At 68.1% G+C, this 20,696-nt stretch carries 17 protein-coding genes and 3 tRNA genes; 10 read left to right on the top strand and 10 right to left on the bottom strand.

Going from position 1 to position 20,696, the window contains the following annotated elements; all coding sequences use genetic code 11:
* Position 1 precedes the first annotated feature (1 nt).
* Positions 2 to 1,507, top strand: a complete 1,506-nt coding sequence (gene tctA, locus IMT31_RS08830) for a tripartite tricarboxylate transporter permease TctA (protein WP_413542485.1) — start codon at positions 2 to 4, stop codon at positions 1,505 to 1,507.
* 148 nt (positions 1,508 to 1,655) lie between these two features.
* On the opposite strand, the gene IMT31_RS08825 is transcribed toward tctA, so the two are convergent.
* Positions 1,656 to 1,739, bottom strand: a tRNA-Leu gene (locus tag IMT31_RS08825).
* 234 nt (positions 1,740 to 1,973) lie between these two features.
* On the opposite strand from IMT31_RS08825, the gene IMT31_RS08820 reads away from it, so the two are divergent.
* Genes IMT31_RS08820 through pknB form a run of 7 tightly spaced genes read left to right on the top strand, consistent with a single transcriptional unit; the run spans position 1,974 to position 11,801 of the window.
* On the top strand, positions 1,974 to 2,867 hold the full coding sequence (locus IMT31_RS08820) for an FhaA domain-containing protein (RefSeq protein ID WP_413542484.1): 894 nt from the start codon (positions 1,974 to 1,976) through the stop codon (positions 2,865 to 2,867).
* Complete coding sequence (locus IMT31_RS08815; protein ID WP_345357232.1) at positions 2,860 to 3,390, top strand: FHA domain-containing protein; 531 nt, start codon at positions 2,860 to 2,862, stop codon at positions 3,388 to 3,390. Before IMT31_RS08820 ends, IMT31_RS08815 begins: the two co-directional genes overlap by 8 nt.
* A gap of 5 nt (positions 3,391 to 3,395) precedes the next feature.
* On the top strand, positions 3,396 to 4,949 hold the full coding sequence (locus tag IMT31_RS08810) for a protein phosphatase 2C domain-containing protein (RefSeq protein WP_345357229.1): 1,554 nt from the start codon (positions 3,396 to 3,398) through the stop codon (positions 4,947 to 4,949).
* Positions 4,949 to 6,364, top strand: a complete 1,416-nt coding sequence (locus tag IMT31_RS08805; protein WP_345357226.1) for an FtsW/RodA/SpoVE family cell cycle protein — start codon at positions 4,949 to 4,951, stop codon at positions 6,362 to 6,364. The genes IMT31_RS08810 and IMT31_RS08805 overlap by 1 nt, the downstream gene beginning before the upstream one ends.
* Complete coding sequence (locus IMT31_RS08800) at positions 6,361 to 7,809, top strand: penicillin-binding transpeptidase domain-containing protein (RefSeq protein WP_345357223.1); 1,449 nt, start codon at positions 6,361 to 6,363, stop codon at positions 7,807 to 7,809. Before IMT31_RS08805 ends, IMT31_RS08800 begins: the two co-directional genes overlap by 4 nt.
* Entirely contained in the window at positions 7,806 to 9,635 is a 1,830-nt protein-coding gene (locus IMT31_RS08795) for a protein kinase domain-containing protein (protein ID WP_413542483.1), read from the top strand. Before IMT31_RS08800 ends, IMT31_RS08795 begins: the two co-directional genes overlap by 4 nt.
* A 45-nt stretch (positions 9,636 to 9,680) precedes the next feature.
* Entirely contained in the window at positions 9,681 to 11,801 is a 2,121-nt protein-coding gene (gene pknB / locus IMT31_RS08790; RefSeq protein ID WP_413542482.1) for a Stk1 family PASTA domain-containing Ser/Thr kinase, read from the top strand.
* 25 nt (positions 11,802 to 11,826) lie between these two features.
* Here the strand turns inward: pknB and IMT31_RS08785 are convergent, their stop codons facing one another.
* Positions 11,827 to 12,489, bottom strand: a complete 663-nt coding sequence (locus IMT31_RS08785; RefSeq protein ID WP_345357214.1) for an anthranilate synthase component II — start codon at positions 12,487 to 12,489, stop codon at positions 11,827 to 11,829.
* 136 nt (positions 12,490 to 12,625) lie between these two features.
* Between IMT31_RS08785 and IMT31_RS08780 the strand changes: the two genes are divergently transcribed.
* Entirely contained in the window at positions 12,626 to 12,913 is a 288-nt protein-coding gene (locus IMT31_RS08780) for a cell division protein CrgA (protein ID WP_345357211.1), read from the top strand.
* Positions 12,914 to 12,947: 34 nt separating this feature from the next.
* Here IMT31_RS08780 and IMT31_RS08775 read toward each other — a convergent pair whose 3' ends face one another.
* From IMT31_RS08775 to IMT31_RS08765, 3 genes are all read right to left on the bottom strand, one after another.
* The gene (locus tag IMT31_RS08775; RefSeq protein WP_413542481.1) at positions 12,948 to 13,559 is read right to left on the bottom strand and encodes a DinB family protein; all 612 of its coding nucleotides are present in this window, start codon (positions 13,557 to 13,559) and stop codon (positions 12,948 to 12,950) included.
* A gap of 471 nt (positions 13,560 to 14,030) precedes the next feature.
* A complete protein-coding gene (locus IMT31_RS08770; protein WP_413542480.1) occupies positions 14,031 to 14,762 on the bottom strand; it encodes a rhomboid family intramembrane serine protease in 732 nt (243 codons plus the stop codon).
* A gap of 297 nt (positions 14,763 to 15,059) precedes the next feature.
* Positions 15,060 to 15,605 carry a peptidylprolyl isomerase gene (locus IMT31_RS08765; protein WP_345357202.1) on the bottom strand — a complete coding sequence of 182 codons (546 nt, stop codon included), beginning with the start codon at positions 15,603 to 15,605 and terminating at the stop codon, positions 15,060 to 15,062.
* 199 nt (positions 15,606 to 15,804) lie between these two features.
* Between IMT31_RS08765 and IMT31_RS08760 the strand changes: the two genes are divergently transcribed.
* On the top strand, positions 15,805 to 16,644 hold the full coding sequence (locus IMT31_RS08760; protein WP_413542479.1) for a hypothetical protein: 840 nt from the start codon (positions 15,805 to 15,807) through the stop codon (positions 16,642 to 16,644).
* A gap of 127 nt (positions 16,645 to 16,771) precedes the next feature.
* Here the strand turns inward: IMT31_RS08760 and IMT31_RS08755 are convergent.
* The 5 genes from IMT31_RS08755 to gyrA form a co-directional block, all read right to left on the bottom strand.
* Positions 16,772 to 16,844: transfer RNA gene (locus tag IMT31_RS08755), tRNA-Ala, on the bottom strand.
* Between the two features lie 10 nt (positions 16,845 to 16,854).
* Complete coding sequence (locus tag IMT31_RS08750) at positions 16,855 to 17,022, bottom strand: hypothetical protein (RefSeq protein WP_345357196.1); 168 nt, start codon at positions 17,020 to 17,022, stop codon at positions 16,855 to 16,857.
* Positions 17,023 to 17,069: 47 nt separating this feature from the next.
* A tRNA-Ile gene (locus tag IMT31_RS08745) sits at positions 17,070 to 17,143 on the bottom strand.
* 193 nt (positions 17,144 to 17,336) lie between these two features.
* Positions 17,337 to 17,930 (bottom strand): DUF3566 domain-containing protein, encoded by a 594-nt coding sequence (locus IMT31_RS08740; RefSeq protein ID WP_345357193.1) that lies wholly within the window; start codon positions 17,928 to 17,930, stop codon positions 17,337 to 17,339.
* Entirely contained in the window at positions 17,930 to 20,677 is a 2,748-nt protein-coding gene (gene gyrA / locus IMT31_RS08735) for a DNA gyrase subunit A (RefSeq protein ID WP_413542478.1), read from the bottom strand. Before gyrA ends, IMT31_RS08740 begins: the two co-directional genes overlap by 1 nt.
* Positions 20,678 to 20,696 lie beyond the last annotated feature (19 nt).

Raw genomic sequence — 20,696 nt, 5'->3', positions numbered from 1 at the left:
GATGGAGTCACTGAACCTGTTGATGGAGGGCTTCGCCGGAGCCCTCACGCCGATCAACCTCCTGTGGGTGGTCATCGGCTGCCTGCTGGGCACGGCCGTGGGCGTCATGCCCGGCCTGGGATCCTCCATGGCGGTGGCACTGCTGCTGCCCATGACCTTCGCCCTGGATCCGACGGCCGCATTCATCCTGTTCTCGGGGGTGTACTTCGGCGGCCTGTTCGGCGATTCGACCATGGCCATCCTGATGAACACCCCGGGTCAGGCCTCGGCCATCGCCTCCACCTTCGAGGGACACAAGATGGCCAGGGCCGGACGGGCTCCGCAGGCCCTGGCCACCGCCGCCATCGGCGCATTCATCGGTGGCTTCATCGCCTCGGTGATCGTGGTGTTCTTCGCGCCCCTGTTGGCCGAGCTCTCCAGCTACTTCGGGCCTGCCGAGTTCTTCGCCCTGGCCCTGTTCGCCTTCATCGCGACCTCCTCGGTGGTCTCGGAATCGGTCCCGAAGGGACTGTCCGCACTCGCCCTGGGGCTGGGAATCTCCACGGTCGGCATCGACTCCGTCACCGGCACGGAGCGCTTCACCCTCGGCGCGCCGCAACTGTTCGATGGCATCTCCCTGGTGACCGTCACGGTGGCGGTGCTGGCCCTGGGGGAGGTGTTCTTCGTGGCCTCCCGCGTCCGCCGGGACACCCATGACCTCCGGACCCGCTCTGCGGGCCGGCCCTGGTTGAAGTGGGCCGAGTTCCGAGAGGCCGCCCCGGCGTGGGCCCGCGGAACCGCCATCGGCCTCCCCTTCGGCGTGGTCCCGGTGGGCGGTTCCGAGGTGCCCACCTTCCTGGCCTATGACGTGGAGCGCCGTCTGGACCGCAGGCGCCGGACCCCGATGTTCGGCAAGGGCGCGATCCGCGGACTGGCGGCCCCGGAGGCAGCCGGCAACTCCACCACCGGTATGGCGATGGGTGCCCTGCTCGCCCTCGGGCTGCCGGTCTCGGCCACCGCGGCCATCATGCTGGCGGCCTTCCGCCAGTACGGGCTGCAGCCCGGGCCGCTGCTGTTCGACCGCAACCCGGACCTGGTGTGGGCCCTGTTGGCCAGCTTCTTCCTGGCCATGGTGGTCCTCCTGATCATCAACCTGCCCTTCGCGCAGCTCTGGTCCAAGCTCCTGCTGATCCCACAGCCGTACCTCTACGCCGGGATCGCCCTGTTCTGCGGGCTCGGGGTCTTCGCCACCTCAGGCCGGGTCTTCGACCTGCTGATGCTGCTGGTGATCGGCATCGTCGGATTCCTGATGCGGCGGTACGGCTACCCGCTGGCCCCGCTGATGATCGGCATGGTGCTGGGTGCCCTCGCCGAGACCTCGATCCGTGACGCGCTGCTGTCCTCGTCCGGGGACTTCTCGGTGCTGGTCTCCAGCCCCATCACCTGGGCGATCTACGGCTTGCTCGCCGTGGTGCTGGCCTTCACCATCCGCAACGCGGTGGTCAGGCACTTCCGCCGCGACGTGTGATCGAGGCCCCTGGTTCCCGGCCTGTGGCCGGGGGCCAGGGGCAGGGCCCGTCAACCCGGGCCCACGGACGGCGTGCGTCCGGACCAGCCCCTCGTTGCAACACAAAGGCCCCGGATCGATGATCCGGGGCCTTCATGAACAACTCGCGTGCGCGAGGGGGGACTTGAACCCCCACGTCCTTTCGAACACTGGCACCTGAAGCCAGCGCGTCTGCCAATTCCGCCACTCGCGCGAGGTTTGGTCTGTCTTCCCGGTCGAAAGGTCTGTACGGAATCCTCCGTACCGGTCAGAACAGCAGGATCTATCCTATCCTGACCCTTGCGGGATTCCCAAATCGAGGTATCGCACACCGCCCCGGCTCCCGTATCGAAACCGCATTGCAACCCGTCAAGGGCCTGTTCCTCACGGAATGCTCATGCGTCCCGCGTACTATCGACACAGACATCTGCGGAAAGGAGCACCCCTCGTGGGTCTTCTGGACAACCTCGAGCGCGGCCTGGAGAAGGCGGTGCAGTCAGCCTTCTCGGCCGGCGGCTCCCGAGCGGTCAAGCCGGTCGAGATCGCCAATGCCCTGAGACTGGCCATGGACGACGAGTCCCTGGTCCTCTCCCAGGGCCGCACTTTCGTGCCCAATGTCTTCACCGTCAAGTTCTCCACGGCGGACTTCGAGCAGGCCCGCAAGTGGGGCTCTGCCCTGGCGGAGGAACTCTGCGATGAGGCCATCCGCCATGCCCGGGATCAGGGCTACACCCTGCACGGCCCCGTCCGCGTCACCTTCGTGGAGGACACGGAACTGCGGGCCGGCAAGCTGGACATCGCGGCCGAATCGGACAAGACCGGCGGCTCCGCCCCCTCGCACGACGCCGGCCGGTCACCTTCCGGAACCGGCTCGTCCGCCGCTGTGAGCCAGGCCCCGGTGGACCGGGAGGCCCCGGCCCCGCCCGTCGCTCCTGTGCCGGCGCCCCGGCCGGAGGTGCGGCAGCCGGCTCCCAGCCCCTCGCCGCAGCACCCCGCCAGATCCACACGGCCGGACACCCCACTGCAGCCGGTCCTCGAGATCGACGGGCGCAAGTACGGGCTCAACGCAGACTCGATCGTGCTGGGCCGTGCCGCGGATGCGGACATCCTGGTGGAGGACACGGGCGTCTCACGCCGCCACCTGGAGATCATCACCCGGGGTGCCACCGTCACGGCGGTGGACCTGGGCTCCACCAACGGCTTCCACGTCAATGACCGTAAAGTGGACGGCTCCACCGTCCTGCGGGACGGTGACCGCATCAGGATGGGCCGCGTCACCATGGTCTTCCGGATGCTGCCCGCCCGGGGCAACCGCAGTCAGGGAGGAAACCTCAGTGAGTGAACTCGCCGTCGCCGCACTCCGACTGGGCCTGTTGCTGGTCCTGTGGATCCTCATCATCTCGATCGTCTCCTCCCAGGGACGGGACCTGATGGTGGGCGCCCGCAACAAGGTCCGTCCGCGTGGCGCCTCCGGTGCCCCCACCCCAGCACCGGCCCCCGCACCGGCCACCTCCTCCACCTCCGAATCGGCGGGCCCCGCCGGGAACACCACCGGCCAGCAGTCGGTGCGTCCCCTGCCGCAACAGCTCCACGTCACCGAAGGGCCACTGCGAGGGTCCGTGGTGGACCTGCACGGTTCGCCCCTGTTGCTGGGCCGCGCCCAAGAGGCGGACCTGGTGCTGGATGACGACTACGTCTCCGGTCGGCACGCCCGCCTGTTCCCGCAGGGATCCCGGTGGTTCCTGGAGGACCTCGGCTCCACGAACGGCACGTACGTGGCCGGTACCCAGCTCACCCGGACCGTGGCCGTTGACCCGGGTACCGCCATCCGGATCGGCAAGACCGTGCTGGAACTGGGGTCCTGAACCCCATGCCATTGGTCCTCCGCTTCGCCGCGCGATCAGATGTGGGCAGGGTCAGGTCGAAGAACGACGACTCCGCCTATGCCGGTCTGCACCTCGCCGTCGTGGCCGACGGCATGGGCGGACACGTGGGCGGCGACGTGGCCAGCGCCTCCACCGTGCTGGATCTGGCCCCGCTGGACGCCATCGGCTATGCCAGTCCGGCCACCGTGCTGCCGGATGAGATCCAGAACGCGAACCTGATCCTCAACGACCTGGTGCACGCCAGCCCCAAGCTCGCCGGGATGGGGACCACCTGCACGGCCCTGCTGCTGGCCGGTGAGACCATCCATGTGGCCCACATCGGGGACTCGCGGGCCTACCGGTTCAAGGACGATGCCTTCGAGCAGATCAGCGTGGACCACACCTTCGTCCAGCGGCTGGTGGACGAAGGCCGTCTGGACCCCTCCGAGGCGGAGTCCCATCCCCACAAGAACGTGCTCATGCGGGTCCTCGGTGATGTGGACGCCTCCCCCGAACTGGACATCTCCGCAGTGGACGCCGCCCCCGGCGAGCGCTGGCTCCTCTGCTCGGACGGGCTGACCGCCGTGGTGCCGCCCCGGGTGATCGAGCAGAAGCTCCGCCACCGCTCAGACCTGCAGACGGTGGCAGACGAACTCGTGGAGCTGACGCTCGCGGGTGGTGCCCCGGACAACGTCACCGTGGTGGTCCTCGAGGTCCACGAGGCCGGCGAGGGGGAGATCGGCGTCCGCGCACCGGCACAGCTCTCCGAACAGGCCCTCGCGGCCGCCACCCCCGCACAGGCCGGCCCCGTCTCCGCCTCCCTGCTGCGCGAGGACCTCGAGTCCCGCCCCCACGTGCTGGTGGGCGCGGCCGACCTGGCCACCCAGACCGGGAAGATCCCCATCGTCACGCGGCGCAGCACCCAGAAGCGGGCTGCCGCCCTGCTCACCGGCGCCCCCACGCTCGGCGATCAGGCCGAGGGCACCCACCCTCCCCGCGAGCCCGTGCCCGCCACGGCGTCCGCGGACCTCATCGAGGGCCACCGCGCGCCGGAGGACTCCGCCGCAGAGGTGTCGGCGGCAGACTCGCGGGACCGGGAGGGAACCCGGGACGAGGACCGGCCGCGCCGTCGTCGTTCCGTGTTCATTCCCGTCTTCACCGCCCTGCTGGCCCTGATCTTCGCGGTGCTGCTGCTGTGGGGGTACCTCTGGACTCAGACGCAGTACTTCGTGGGCGCGCAGGACGGCCGGGTGGCCATCTTCAACGGGGTCTCCCAGCGGCTCGGGCCGATCGAGCTGGCGCACCTGGACACGGAGACCGAGGTGTCCCTGGAGGAACTGCCGGCCTACTCCCGCCAGCGCGTGGAGTCCGGGCTGCCGGCCCGGGACCTCGAGCACGCTCAACAGATCGTGGAACAGCTGGAGACCTCCCTGACCCCCGAACCCACCCCGTCCCCGAGTGCCTCACCCAGCGGCTCGGCGTCCCCCAGCGAGTCGGCATCCGGCTCGCCCTCCGAATCCGCCACCACTCCAGTCAGCCCCTCAGGAGGTGATCGCTGATGCCCCAGGATCCAACCCTTCCGCGCCCGCGCCGCAACACCGAACTGGTGCTGCTGATCGTGGGCCTGTGCATCGGTATCGGCGCCAGCGTCCTCGCCGGACTCGGGATGGACCGCCCGATCACCTCCGACTACTGGGTGCAGGGTGCCGTGCTGGCCATCATGGCGCTGGTCTTCCACCTCGTACTGCGGCTGCGCGCTCGGTACGCGGACCCCTACATCCTGCCGATCGTCGTCACCCTCAACGGCCTCGGCATCGCCATGATCCACCGTATCGACGTGGCCGAGGGAGACGATGCCGCCGGCCGGCAGCTGTTGTGGACCGTGGTGGCCATGGGCGTGGCCATCGCCCTGCTCTGGGTGCTCAAGGACCACCGGATCCTGCGGCGCTGGCCCTACCTCTTCCTGGCCGCCTCCGGCATCCTGCTGGTGCTGCCCCTCATCCCCGGCCTGGGCGTGACGATCAACGGCGCCAGGATCTGGATCAACCTCGGCGTCGGCTCCTTCCAGCCCGGCGAGATCGCCAAGATCACCCTGGCCGTCTTCTTCGCGGGCTATCTCTCGGCCAACCGGGACCTGATCCTGCTGGCGGGCAAGAAGCTGGGCCCCGTCACGTTCCCCCGATTCCGAGACATGGGACCGCTGATCATCGCGTGGCTGATCTCCATGGGTGTCCTGGTCTTCCAGCGGGACCTCGGTTCGGCCATCCTGTTCTTCGGCCTGTTCATGGCCATGATCTACCTGGCCACCTCACGGGTGTCCTGGATCATCCTCGGACTCGTCCTCGTGGCCGTGGGCGGGCTGCTGGCCGTGAACACGATCTCGCACGTGGGACTGCGGGTGGACGCCTGGCTCAACGCCTTCGACCCGGAGGTCTACAACCGGGGCGCCGGAAGCTATCAGATCGTCCAGGGGTTGTTCGGGCTCGCCTCAGGTGGTCTCGTCGGCACCGGACTGGGCGGAGGCCGGCCGGACATCGTGGCCTACGCCAATTCGGACATGATCATCGCCTCCTTCGGCGAGGAATTGGGCTTCATCGGGCTCTCCGCGATCCTGATGCTCTTCGTGCTGCTGGTCACCCGGATGATGCGTGCCGCCCTGGGCACCCGGGACTCCTTCGGCAAGCTACTGGCCGCCGGACTCGCCTTCACCATGGCCATGCAGTGCTTCGTGGTGATCGGCGGCGTGACCATGGTCATCCCCCTGACCGGCCTCACCACCCCGTTCATGGCGGCCGGTGGCTCCTCACTGCTGGCCAACTGGATCGTGGTGGCCCTCGTGCTGATGGTGTCCCAGTCCGCCCGCAAGCCGGTGGCGGTCGGCCCCATGGTGAACGCCTCCGGTTCCGGCTCCGGCCACCAGGACCGCACCGCCGGGGTCCCCCTGACCACGCCTGCGGGAGGTGTCACCGCATGAACCAGGCCATCCGCAACACGTGGGTCGTGGTCATCGCCATGTTCTTGGTGCTGATCGTGGCCATCTCCATCATCCAGGTCCTCGCCGCCGACGCGCTGAAGAACAACGACTTCAACTCGCGTCAGCTCTACCAGGAGTTCGGTTCGGCCCGCGGACCGATCCTGGTGGACGGCAACCCCATCGCCGAGTCGGTGGAATCCAATGATGACTTCAACTACCAGCGCGTCTACCACGACACCGAGCTGTACTCGGGGCTGACCGGCTTCTACTCGCTGACCTACGGGGCCACGGGCCTGGAGGACAAGCTCAACCGCCACCTGGCCGGTTCCTCCGACGGCCAGTTCGTGGACCGGCTGATCCAACTGTTCTCCGGCACGCAGATGGAGGGTGCCCAGGTGGAGCTGACCATCGATCCCGAGATGCAGGAGCTGGCGTACTCGGTGATGCCGGAGGGGGTCCAGGGCTCGGTGGTCATCTCCGATCCCAGCACCGGCGATGTCCTGGCCATGGCCTCCAAGCCCAGCTATGACACCAACCTGCTGGCCACCCACAGCGGGGCGGCGGCCTCGGCCAACATGGAGGAGCTCCAGACCGTGCCGGGACTGAGTCCCTACGTCAACCGGCCCACCGCCTCCCTGCCGGCGCCGGGGTCCACCTTCAAACTGATCGACACGGTGGCCATGCTCGAGTCCGGGGACTACCAGACGGACGAGATGATGGACGTGCCGGATTCCATCACGCTGCCGAACTCGAGCACGGAGCTGGGCAACTTCGGCGGCGGGCTGTGCGGAAACCTGGACCGGGCCACCCTCGCCGAGATCTTCGCCCAGTCCTGCAACACCCCCTTCGCCACAGCCGCCATGGAACTGGGCCAGGATCGGATCCGCCAGACGGCGGAGAACTTCGGCTTCAACCAGCCTCTGGAGATCCCGCTGTCGGTGGCCGCCTCACAGTTCCCGGACGACCTCGACGACGCCGCCCTGGCACAGTCCTCGATCGGCCAGCGGGACGTCAAGGCCACCGCCCTGCAGATGAACATGGTCGCGGCCGCGATCGCCAACGAGGGGACGCTGATGAAACCACAGTTGATCGATTCCATCCGCGGCTCCGACCTGACGCTGCTGGAGGAGATGCAGCCGGAGGTCTTCAAACGCTCCACCACCCCGGAGATCGCCGAGCAGATGACCGAACTGATGCGCGAGCCCCTGGACGGCGGCACGGCCTACCGCGCGAAGTCCGAGACCGTGGACATCGCTGCGAAGACCGGCACCGCCCAGTTGGGCGCGGACAACGACCTGGTCAACTCGTGGATCACCGGATTCGCTCCGGCGGACGATCCGCAGGTGGCCGTCACGATCGTGTACCAGAACATCGACTTCGACCAAGGCAGTGCGCTGACGTCGACCAACCTGAAGGAAATCATGGAGGCGGTGGTCACACAGTGAGGCCGACATCGGGTATCACGCTGGGCGGCAGGTACCAGCTCACCGAGCGCATCGCCATCGGTGGCATGGGTGAGGTCTGGAAGGCCAAGGACAAGGTCCTGGGGCGGCTGACGGCGGTGAAGATCCTCAAGGAGGAGTACACCGGGGACGCCAACTTCCTGCGCCGGTTCCGGGCGGAGGCACAGCACACCGCGCTGTTGAACCATCCGGGCGTGGCCAATGTGTTCGACTACGGCGAGGAGGACGGCTCCGGCTACCTCGTGATGGAGCTCGTGCCCGGGCCGCCGCTCTCGGCGATCCTGGACAAGGAGAAGGTGCTCTCCCCTGACCGCACGCTGAACATCATGGCGCAGACGGCTCGAGCCCTCTCCGCAGCCCATGCCCAGGGGCTCGTGCACCGTGACATCAAGCCGGGCAACCTGCTCATCACCCCCCACGGCCGCGTCAAGGTCACCGACTTCGGCATCGCCCGGCTCGCGGACCAGGTGCCGCTGACGGCCACCGGCCAGGTCATGGGCACGGCGCAATACCTCGCCCCGGAACAGGCCACCGGCCAGCAGGCCACCGGTTCCTCGGACATCTACTCGCTCGGCGTCATCGGCTACGAGTGCCTCGTGGGGCACCGCCCCTTCTCGGGTGAGTCCCAGATCGCGATCGCGCTGGCCCAGGTCAATGACCCGCCGCCGCCGTTGACGGAATCCATCCCCGAGCCGGTGCGGGCCCTGATCATGTCCATGCTGGCCAAGGAGCCCCACGAGAGGCCCGCCAACGCCACCGCGCTGGCGGAGGCCGCCGAGTCCCTGCGGCAGCAGGACACCGCGTCCGCCGCCGCCGCCGTGCCCGGCATGGTCCCGTTCCTCACCGGGGATGCGGCTGCCGCGGCAGTGGCCGCCCAGGGCACCCCCACCCAGGCCCTGACCCAGGCCGTCGACTACTCGGGCATGTCCCAGACCCATGCCACCGAGGTCATCAGCAGCTCTTCCGGCTCCGAGGGCACGGGCACGTCCGCGCTTCCCGTGGCCGGAGCCGGTGCCGCCGGTGTGGGTGCCGGTGCTGCCGGTGCGGCCGGAGCCATCTCCGCCACCGGAAGCCCCGACGGCGGCCGCGGCCGGAATGCGACCAGCGCCCCGGGAGGGGTGGAACCCGTGGACAACGATCAGCTGGACCGCACGGCCGGGCGCAGGAAGCGCAGTCCGTGGACCTGGCCGATGATCGGTCTGCTGGCCCTGATCGTCTTCGTCATCCTCGGGATCTGGCTGGGCCCCACCCTGACCGGTGGTGGCGAGGATGAGTCCTCGGCACCTGCCACCAGCACCACTGAGTCAGGCTCGTCCTCCTCTTCGGGACCGGAGACCGTGTCCATCAGTGCGGACGACTACCTCGGCGCGGACATCACCAGCGTGGAGGCCGCACTCCGGGACCTGGGCATGGACGTCACCAGCCAGGAGGTCGCCGCGGAGGAACCTTCCGGGACCGTGCTGACCCTGTCCCATACCGGCGATGTCCCCGTGGGAACCCTGATCACCGTGAGGTACTCCGCCGGTCCCACAGAGGAAACCACCCCGGAACCGACCACCTCGGAGCCCACCACCCCCGCACCCACCACCTCGGCACCGGAGAGCACCCCGTCGCAGTCGCCCACCTCGGAGCCCACCACCCCGGCGGAGACGACCTCCGAAGCGACCACCTCCGCTCCGCAGAGCACCCCGACGCAGTCGCCCACCGAGACCACGACTCCCGAGAGCGCAGAGGGCAGCGACGATCCGAGCACCCCGGCCGCCTCGAGCGAGACCGCCACCGAGGCGAGCGCGGACCCAGCGGCCTAGCCGGCGGCCCCGTCTCCCACCCATCCGAGAACAGGACGAACGACAGTGCCACATCAACGCATCCTCAACGGCCGGTATGAGGTCGGTGAACTCATCGGCCGGGGTGGCATGGCCGATGTGTTCCAGGGGCGGGACCAGAAGCTCGGTCGCAGGGTGGCCATCAAGCTCATGCGCCCGGACCTGGCCCGGGATCCGCAGTTCCAGTCCCGCTTCCACCGCGAGGCCCAGTCCTCGGCCGCGTTGAACCACCCCAACATCGTCTCCGTCTTCGACACCGGGGAGGAACGGTTCGAGGATGGCGCCTATCAAGGCGTCGCCTGCCCGTTCATCGTCATGGAGTTCGTGGACGGCCGCACTCTGCGGGATCTGCTGCGCCATGACGAGATCACGGTGGACCTGGCCGTCGAATGGACCTCCGGGCTGCTGGCCGCCCTGAACTACAGCCATGAGGAGGGGATCGTCCACCGGGACATCAAGCCCGCCAACATCATGGTCACCAAGTCCGGTGCTGTGAAGGTCATGGACTTCGGCATCGCCCGCGCCCTGTCCGACTCGGCGGCCACCATGACGCAGACCCAGACGCTGGTCGGCACCGCCACCTACCTCTCACCCGAACAGGCCCGGGGTGAGACCGTGGACTCGCGGTCGGACCTCTACTCGGCGGGCTGCCTCCTCTTCGAGCTGTTGACCGGACGGCCGCCCTTCGTGGCCGATACCTCCCCGGCCCTCGCCTACCAGCACGTCCACGAGGAGCCCCCGGCCCCCTCGACGCTCAATCCCACCGTCTCACCCGCCCTGGATTCCGTGGTCGCCAGTTCCCTGGCCAAGGACCGCCTCGAGCGGTTCCAGTCCGGCCTCGAGTTCCGCGCCGCGCTGATGCGCGCCCTCGAGAATCCCGACGCCGGCCAGTCACCTCGTCCGGTCCGCTCGGCGGGCGCCGTGACGGCTGGGGCCGCCGGGGCCGCCGGGGATCGTCCCACTGAGGCCATGTCTGCCGTGGAGTCCGACGCTCAGGATCCGACGGTGACGACCACGGCCATGCCCGCCGTCGGCACCGAGCCCGCCACGCAGCGCTACTCGGCCACTCACGCCGTCCCGCGGACCGCAGCCACCCCCACAGATCCGGTGGACTCCGAGGGCTCCACCGGACACCCCCTGGATCCCGTCGCGACCGGGGGACCGGCGCACGAGCCGAAGAAGCGCAAGAGCCACCGGATCTGGATTCCGATCCTCGTGGTCATCCTCGCCCTCGGGGCGGTGGCTGGCGGCTGGTTCCTCATGGACGAGCTGAACCGTCGCAATGTGGAGGCCAACCGGGTCACCGTCCCGCCAGTGACCAACATGACCCAGATCGAGGCGCAGAACGCCCTGACCTCGGCAGAGCTCCGTCCCATCCTGGAGGAGGTGTATGACGACGAGGTCCAGCGAGACCTGGCGGTCGGCACCGAGCCGGCCGACGGGGCCACCGCCCAGAAGGGCCAGGAGATCACCCTCCTCATCTCCAAGGGACCGGAGCAGATCGAGATCCCTGCGGACCTGGCCGGCCAGTCCGAGGCAACAGCCCGGGACACTCTCGAGGGACTGGGACTGGCCATCTCCTCGGTGCGCTACGTTCCCTCAGCGGACGTGCCACGGGACCGCCTGGTCGGAACATCCCCTGAACTCGGTGCCACGGTGCGCTCCGGCGCCTCCGTCGAGTTGCAGATGTCCTCAGGAAACGTGGAGGTGCCCAACCTCGTCGGAAGTACCCAGGCGGAGGCGCAGGCGGCCCTGGAGGAGGTCGGCCTGAGCATGACGGTGTCCACGGTGGAGCGCGAGACCCCGGAGCCGGGAACCGTGGTCGGGCAGTCACAGGCCGAGGGCTCCGAGGTTCCGCAGGGTTCCTCCGTCGCGGTCGAGGTGGCTGAGGCTCCACCGTCGCCTACCCCGACGCCATCGAGCGAGTCCGCCAGCCCCAGTGACTCGGCGTCCCCCTCGGACTCGGCGTCCCCCTCGGACTCGGCGTCCCCCTCGGATTCAGCGTCGCCCTCGGACTCGGATTCCCCCTCGCCCTCAACGAGTGACTCCGCGAGCCCCTCGGATTCGGCCAGTGAGACTCCGGAGGCGGCGCCCGTGGGTCCCGGCAACAACAACGGGCGCGGGTCGGGGCGCGGGGCCGGCGGCTAGTCGGTTCCGCGTCGGAGCCCTCCGCTCAGCCCACCACGGGGGAGAGCGTGTCCGCCCGCGCGGCGGCACCTGCCATTCCTAGGGACTCCAACCAATTGGCCAGCATCCGGTAGCCCCCCTCCGTCAGCACGGACTCCGGGTGGAACTGCACGCCCCACAGGGGTACTGACCGGTGGGCCACCCCCATGACGATCCCGCCCTCCGTCTCGGCGGTGATCTCCAGCTCGTCTGGGACCGTGGACCGTACGGCCGCCAGCGAGTGGTAACGAGTCGCCGTGAAGGGATCCGGTACACCGGCGAACATGGAGTGGTTGCCGTGCAGCACGCGGGAGGTCTTGCCGTGCATCAGCTCTGCGGAATGCGTCACCGTTGCCCCGTAGGCCTCGGAGATCGCCTGATGGCCCAGGCAGACTCCGTAGAGCGGCTTGGACTGCTCGGCCGCCCAGTGGACCAGGTCCACACTGACGCCGGCCCCTGCCGGGGTTCCAGGCCCCGGGGAGAGCAGGATCCCCTGACGGTCTGCGGCCAGCTCGGTCACCTCGCCGAGGCTCATGGCGTCGTTGCGCACCACCAGGGTGTCCGCACCCAGTTCCCGCAGGTAGCCCACCAGGGTGTAGACGAAGCTGTCATAGTTGTCCACCACCAGGATCCGTGCGGCGGGGCTGGTGGAGCTGGTCGGGGAGGTCATGCAGGTTCCCATCAGGTCTGGAGGCGGCTGCGGCGTTCGCCGCTAGACTGGCCCGGATGTCTTCGTCTGAAGCAGACTACGCCGTGACCGGAATCGGTGCGGCGACGTGACCGACCGACCGTGAACAGGAACCGACGTGCCCGAGTCCAAGTCCCGCAAGACCGGCAGCAAGGCCAGCCAGGCCGCCAAGGCCGATCGAGCCCAGCTACGGGCCGAACGCCGCGCTCAGGAGCAGGAGCCCGGCCCACTGCCGGCCTGGTACAAGGCGATCATGTTCGGCCTGATGATCGTTGGCCTGATCTGGATCGTCGTCTACTACCTCGCCGAGGGCCTGGCGCCCATCCCCCAGGCGGGCGGCTGGAACATCGGCATCGGCTTCGGCATTGCGTGCGTCGGCTTCCTCATGACCACTCGCTGGCGTTAGGCTTCACAGCCCGTCTCAGATCTCGCCTGCGGCCTCACGTCCGTTCCGCGCGGTACAGATCCCGCAACAGGCACATCTCCGCGCCGTGGTGGATGACCTCCCGGTTGACGTGCAGCACCAGCTCGAGCATCGGGTGTTCCGCCCATGGTCCCTCGGCTTCGCCCACGGGTTCGCCCAGCTCTGCGGGCCCCAGCGTGTCCACCGCGTCGCACCAGCGTCCGACTGCGGTCCCCAGCCTCGCATAGGCCTCGTCCGCTGTGCCTGGATAGTCATAGGTGTAGTAGTCCATCGCGGGGCCTCCGAAGTGGCCTGCCATCCGCGCGCCCAGCACCCCTACGAGCACATGCGCAGCCCGCCAGGCGATCGTGGTGACCGGCGCCGGGTTCGGTTCCGGGAAGGCGAAGTCCAGCAGCCAGTCGCCGCCGCCCGCCCGGACTGCCCCAGGGTGTTCGGGTCCGGCGACCCCGCGAGGCCTGAGCCCCCAGGCTCCGCGCGCCGACTCCCAGTGGTATTCCTCGTCACTCATCCCCTGGAGCCGCGGGGACAGGTGATGCTCCCAGTGCCAGCGCACCTGCTGGGCCAGTTCCGGCAGGGAGGCTGCGGAATCGCCATCAGGGCCTGTGGATAGGTCGTCGCCATGAGCCATACGGCGATCCTCCCCCTCGGGGTCGAATTGTGGAAGACTTCGGTCGTCGGCGGCCCGAAACGCCCGAGTTATCCCCAAGGCTCCAAATGCCGCCAATATCGTCGCTGACATGGACTTTTATTGTCCACATCCTCGTCCACAGTGGGAACAACACCGCTGTTATTCATCCACATTGTGGATAACCCTTGTGGATAACTCAGGAGGCGAATGACAACCGTGTCATTCCATCCACATCCGTGGATATCCCTGTGGATAAACATGAGCCCCGACGTGCCCAGTGGAGACCTTTGAGGTCAGTCCCCACCAAGGCGAGGTAACGGGGGCCGGTGGAGATCGGCTCGATCTCGGACAGGACGCTGTGGAAGGCTGGAGAAGGACCCCAGAGCACTGGTCGTGTGAGCGTCTCCGTTCGTCCCCGAGAGGGCCGGCTCGACGCTGAGGCACTCGCCCCCACGTCCCCAACAGCCTGCTCTAGCTGCTCAGTTGCTGCTCGATCAGGGTCGGAATACCCAACTGCCCCACCCCGACCGCGGTCAGGATCAGCAGCACCACCAGGATTCCGGCCAGGGCGAGCCACTGCACCACGGCGGGACGTCCTGTTATCCGCGTTCGCCACCCCGCTCCGTGCTGGCCCCGGGGCAGGTACGCCAGGACGGCCGCGCAGGCCGCCCCGGTCACCAGTCCGCCCACGTGCCCCTGCCAGGAGATGTTGGCACCGGGCACGAAGGAGATCACCAGGTTCACGCCGATCAGCGCCGCGATCCCGGTGACATTGCCGCCGGTCTTGCGCATCACGATGAAGAGTGCGGCGAAGAGCCCGTAGACGGCCCCCGAGGCACCCACCACGGGGATGTACGGGTTGGACAGCAACAACACCGCCACGGAGCCACCGAACGCCGAGATCAGGTACAGCGCGAGGAAGCGTGGCCAGCCCAACACCGGCTCCAGAATCCGGCCCATGAGCCACAACGTGTACAGGTTCAGCACGATGTGCAGGGGATTTCCCAGGGAGTGCAGGAAGGCCGAGGTCAGCATGCGCCAGGGCTCCATCCCCGCGGCGGAGGTGTGCAGGCCGGCATAGAAGAACCGCTCGGTGACCCCCATGCTCTGGCCGGAGGTGATCCACTGCAGGGCATACATCACCACGCACAGCCCGATCATGGTCCACGTGACCCACGGCTGGCCTGGGCGGGAGACCGCCATCGTTCGGGGTTGCCGCTGGGGCCGGGCCGGGGCCCGCTGGCCACCCTGCACGGGCATTCCCCACGGGTCAGTGGCACCGGCTGCCCCTGAGGGGTCCCCTCCTGCCTGGCCTGCCGCGGCCACACAGTCCACACAGTGGACCCCGACGGCGGCCGGACGCTGGCATTCGGGACAGGCCGGCCGGCCGCACCGCTGGCAACGGATGAACGAAGGGCGGTCCGGATGGCGGGGACAGACCGGCAACTGCCGTTCCATCCCACCGTCCGGACCGCCCGAGGTCTGGTGGGTCAAGGGGACTCAGGCTTCCTTGATCTCGATGGACTCGATGGAGACGGCCTCGAGGGGCTTGTCCCGGCCATCGGTGGCCACGGAGTTCAGGGCGTCGACGACCTTCTTCGAGGCATCGTCCTTGACCTCGCCGAAGATGGAGTGCTTGCCCTGCAGCCAGGTGGTGGGCACCGTGGTGATGAAGAACTGCGAGCCGTTGGTGCCCCGGCCGTTCTGGATCCCGGCATTGGCCATGGCCAACTTGTAGGGCGAGGCGAAGTCAAGGTCAGGGCTGATCTCGTCGTCGAACTGGTAGCCCGGACCGCCGAAGCCCTGGCCCAGCGGATCCCCGCCCTGGATCATGAAGTCCTTGATGATGCGGTGGAAGACGGTCCCGGAGTACAGCGGGGTCCCGTTGTGGGTCTCCCCGGTCTGCGGGTGCGTCCACTCCTGCTCTCCGGTGGACAATCCCACGAAGTTCTTCACGGTCTTCGGGGCGTGGTTGCCGTAGAGCTCAACGAGGATGTCCCCGGCGGTGGTCTTGATGGTGGCGATGTGGGTTGCAATGGCAGTCATGATCGCCATTGTTCCACCACCCGCCCCCCGCAGGACCGCACGGCGGGGGGCGATGCGCTGACTTCGCGCAGGGCCGAATCACGGCTGCCGGGACCCGCCGTGCCGTCAGGGCCTGGAACCCGTAGGCTGTAGGCAGGACCGGCTGACCGGTGGGTTGCCGGCACAAACCAGTGCACAGCCGCACGTCATGGAGGTTCAGATGAGCAAGAAGACGACTGTTCCGAGCATTGAGGATCGGGTCAATGCCGGTATCGACCAGGCCGCACACTGGGCCGCGCCAAAGGTCGAAGCGGCTTTGGCCTGGGCCGAACGAGGCCTGGGTGAGGGCAAGGCCCAGGGCAAGGTGGCCGGTGAGAAGGCCTCCCACCAGGTCTCCGAGACCGTGGAGAAGTTGAGCCCGCAGGTCAAGGCCGGACTGGCCCAGGCCAATTCCGCGTGGTCTGGCGCTGTGGAGAAGTTCTCCCCGGCCTTCGAGGAGGCTCGCAACAGGGTCGAGGGTGATTATGTCCCGGCCGCCTCCGCCCGGCTGGCTGATGTCGCGGGCCGAGCCTCCAAGGCCGCCCACGGAGCCAAGATCTCCCCGGCCGTCGAGAATGCCCTGGTCAGCATCACCGGGGACAAGAAGGCCGTCAAGAAGCTGCGCAAGGCCACCGAGGAATACGCGAAGGTGGCGGAGAAGCAGCTGAAGAGGCAGGCCAAGAAGAGCAACAAGGGCGGCAAGGGCTGGCTCGTGGCCGGCATCGTCGTGGCCACCGGTGTGGCCGCCGTCGCTGTCTGGCAACTGACCAAGCCGGTCGAGGATCCCTGGAAGACCCCGGCGCCGGCACCCCTGCCGAAGCAGCCCGCCCCGGCGGCGCGCGCCACTGCCACGGGCACAGACCCGGACCTCGCCCAGACCGCACCGTCCGCCCCGGTGGCTCCGGCCGCCGCAGCCGGGACCACGGCCCCCAGCGTCGCCGCCGGCAGCGCCACGGTGGACAGCGTGGACGGCGCCGAGGAGAAGGTCGAGGGCATTCCCGCCCCGAAGTCCGCGGAGTGAGCGTCCGGGCCGTCGGCTCCCTTCGGGGCCGGCGGCCCGCTCCCGCCCTGCCGGACGTCACGGCCGTTGCCGCAGCATGTGAAAGGGCCCGGGACACCATCAGGTGTCCCGGGCCCTTTCACATCGGTGGAGGCAAGGGGACTCGAACCCCTAACCCCCTGCTTGCAAAGCAGGTGCGCTACCAATTGCGCCATGCCCCCGAGGGGTTCTTCAGTTGTTCGGCTCAGCCTGACTCTCGCGTGCGGTTCCCGGACTGTCCAGTGAGTCCGTGGCCGAGCTCCAGACCTGCTTGCCGCGTTCGTTCTCACGCCACGAGCGGACTCCCAGCACGGCGGCGACGCCGGCTGCCACGACGGCCAGTCGAACTACCGGCTTCATGGTGCCACCTTCCCCGGCTCTCCAACCGGATGGGGGAACTGCGTGAGTGGGCGTACCAAGACTTGAACTTGGGACCTCTTCGTTATCAGCGAAGCGCTCTAACCGCCTGAGCTATACGCCCTCACGTCTCGATCATGCGATGTCATCGCATCCTCGGAACGAGAATCAACATTACCCCAGCCCGGCCGACCGGCAAAATCGGCCCGGTCCGGACCAGCCCCCGGCCGCGGAACCTCCACCACTGGCCTCACCCATCACCTCGAGGGAGGCGAGGACTGGTCGTGGCCACCCCCGAGGTCCTCGACGTGAGGTGCTCAGTCGTCGGTGAGCGTGACGCCGATGCCACCCACGAGGGTGGAGGAGATGTTGTACAGCACGGCCGCGAGCATGCTCAGGGCCGTCAACAGCACCACGTTCACCACGGCAATGATCGTGGCGAAGGAGGCCACCTGCCCCAGCGAGATCAATTGCTGGACGGTGAAGGACCCTCCCTCGGAGCCGAGCACCTGGGCGAGCAGGTCATTGACCTGATCGAAGATGCCGGTGAGGTCCATGACGGTCCAGAGCACCACGGCACCCACCACCGTCACGATCCCCAGGGCCACGGAGAGCAGGAACGCCATCTTCAGCACGGACCAGGGGTCCACCTTGGAGACGAGGAGCCGGGCCTTGCGGACCTTGGCCTTCGGTGCCGGCCGGACCAGCCCCTGCTGCGCGGGACGCTGGGCCGGCCGCTGCGGCCGGGACGGGGCGTTTCCCGCGGGCCGGGTACCCTGCGGGCGCGGTCCCCCCTGACGGGCACCCTGGCCCGAGGACCGTTGCTGCGTTCCGCGGGGCGCGGCTCCCTTGGCCGAGGAACCGCCGGCCGGGCGCTGGCCTCCGGATCGGGGCGTTCCGGATGTGCTCACTACTGTCCTCCGTCAATCTCCGCATCCGGGTCGGATTCGACCTGTGCGGATTCGGTGGCTGTCACGGTCGTGTCGGTCCCCTCCGCGCTGGCGGGGGCGGCCGTCTCAGAGTCCAAGGGTACTTCACCCTCGGTAACATCCCCTTCAGGGACGTCCCCGTCCTCACCGGCTACACCGTTGAGCTGCTTCTCGTTGTTGAGGGTGACCGCGATGATCTGGTCCTTCTTGTCCGGCTTCGCGAAGATCACGCCCATGGTGTTGCGGCCCCGGGCCGGTACCCCAGCCACGGAGGAACGGACCACCTTGCCGGAGTTCATCACCACCAGCACCTCGTCACCCTCCTCCACCACGAGTCCGCCGGTGAGCTCCCCACGGTCCTCCACGAAGTTGCCGACCTTGATGCCCAGGCCACCGCGGTTCTGCACGCGGTACTCGTCCACGGCGGAGCGCTTGGCGTAGCCACCGTCCGTGACGGTGAAGACGAAGGCATCCTCGCGGATCACGTCCGCCGTCAGCAACTCATCACCCTGGCGGAACTTCATGCCGGTCACGCCGGAGGTGGCGCGGCCCATCGGGCGCAGGGCCTCATTGGTGGCGTTGAAGCGCAGCGACTGGCCGTTCTTGGAGATCAGGATCATGTCGTCCTCCTCCGAGACCAGCTTGGCGGAGACCACCTCGTCACCTTCACGCAGGCGGACGGCGATCACGCCGGCACTGCGATTCGTGTCATAGTCCGCCAGGAGGGTCTTCTTCACGAGACCCTCGCGCGTGGCCAGGACCAGGTATGGCGCCCGCCCGTAGTCGGCGAGCGGAAGGACCTGGGCGATCTGTTCGTCCGGCTGGAAGGCCATGAGGTTGGCCACGTGCTGGCCCTTGGCGTCACGGCCGGCCTCCAGCAGCTCATAGGTCTTGATGCGGTAGACCCGGCCGAGGTTGGTGAAGAACAGGATCCAGTGGTGGGTGGAGGTGGTGAAGAAGTGCGCCACCACGTCGTCCTCACGCAGGGTGGCACCCCGCACGCCCTTCCCACCGCGGTTCTGGGCACGGTAGTTGTCGATCCGAGTGCGCTTGATGTACCCGCCGCGGGTGATGGTGACCACCATCTCCTCCTCGGGGATGAGATCCTCGATCGACATGTCGCCGTCGTAGCCGTACTGGATCTCCGAGCGCCGCTCGTCGCCGTACTTCTGCCCGATCTCGGCCAGTTCCGTGGAGACCACCTCACGCTGACGCTCCGGGGACTCCAGGATCTTGTTGTACTCGGCGATCTTCGCCTGCAGCTCGTCATACTCGTCCTGGATGCCCTGGCGCTCCAGGGCGGCCAGGTGACGCAGCTGCATGTTGAGGATGGCCTGCGCCTGGTCGTCGTCGATGTCCAGAAGCGTCTTCAGTGACTCGCGGGCGGCATCCGCACTGGCGGAGGCCCGGATGGTGGCGATGACCTCGTCCAACATGTCCAGGGCCTTGAGCAGACCCTGCAGGATGTGGGCGCGGAGTTCGGCCTTCCTCTTGCGGAACTCGGTGCGCCGGACGATGACCTCGATCTGGTGCATCACCCAGTGGTGCACGAAGCCGTCCAGGGACAGGGTACGCGGCACACCATCCACCAGGGCCAGCATGTTGGCGGAGAAGTTCTCCTGCAACTGGGTGTGCTTGTACAGGTTGTTCAGCACCACCTTGGCCACGGCGTCCCGCTTGAGCACGATCACCAATCGCTGGCCGGTGCGCCCGGAGGTCTCGTCCCGCATGTCCGCGATGCCGGAGAGCTTGCCGTCCCGCACCATCTCGGCGATCTTGGAGGCGAGGTTGTCCGGGTTGGCCATGTAGGGCAGCTCGGTGACCACCAGGCAGGTCCGGTTCTGGATCTCCTCCACGTTGACCACCGCACGCATGGTGATCGAGCCGCGACCGGTGCGGTAGGCCTCCTCGATGCCCTTGCGGCCCAGGATCTGGGCGCCGCTGGGAAAGTCCGGCCCCTTGATGCGCTGCATCAGGGCGGCGAGCAGTTCCTCGCGCGAGGCCTCCGGGTGCTCCAGGTACCACTGGACGCCCTCGATCACCTCACGCAGGTTGTGCGGAGGGATGTTGGTGGCCATGCCCACGGCGATGCCGGAGGAACCGTTGACCAACAGGTTCGGGAACCGGGCCGGCATGACCGCGGGTTCCTGCTGCTTGCCGTCGTAGTTGTCCTGGAAGTCAACCGTGTTCTCGGCGATGTCCCGGACCATCTCCATGGCCAACGGGGCCATCTTGGTCTCGGTGTAACGCTGGGCGGCCGCGCCGTCGTTGCCGGGTGAACCGAAGTTGCCCTGGCCGAGAGCCAACGGGTAGCGCATGACCCAGTCCTGGATCAGGCGCACGAGGGCGTCATAGATCGCGGAGTCGCCGTGCGGGTGGTAGTTGCCCATCACCTCACCGACCACGCGAGCGGACTTGTTGAACGAACGGTCCGGCCGGTAGCCGCCGTCGAACATCCCGTACAGCACGCGGCGGTGCACCGGCTTGAGGCCGTCCCGCACGTCCGGCAGCGCACGGCCCACGATCACGGCCATGGCATAGTCCAGGTAGGACCGCTTCATCTCGGTCTGCAGGTCCACCTGCTCGACCTTGTCATGGTCGGAAAGCGGTGGGGCGATCACCGACGCCTCCCCCTCGGAGGCGACCGGGCCGTCGTCGTGCCCCTGGGGGGTGCCGGCGGCCTCGCTGCCGGTCTCGTTCTCGTGCTCAGGATTCTGCTCGTCAGCCACGGACGTGGTCCTCGATTCT

The organism is Citricoccus nitrophenolicus (assembly GCF_047305825.1).
Lineage (GTDB): Bacteria > Actinomycetota > Actinomycetes > Actinomycetales > Micrococcaceae > Citricoccus > Citricoccus nitrophenolicus.
The sequence above is the reverse complement of the archived record's forward strand: the minus strand, read 5'-3'. Positions and strand labels throughout refer to the sequence as shown.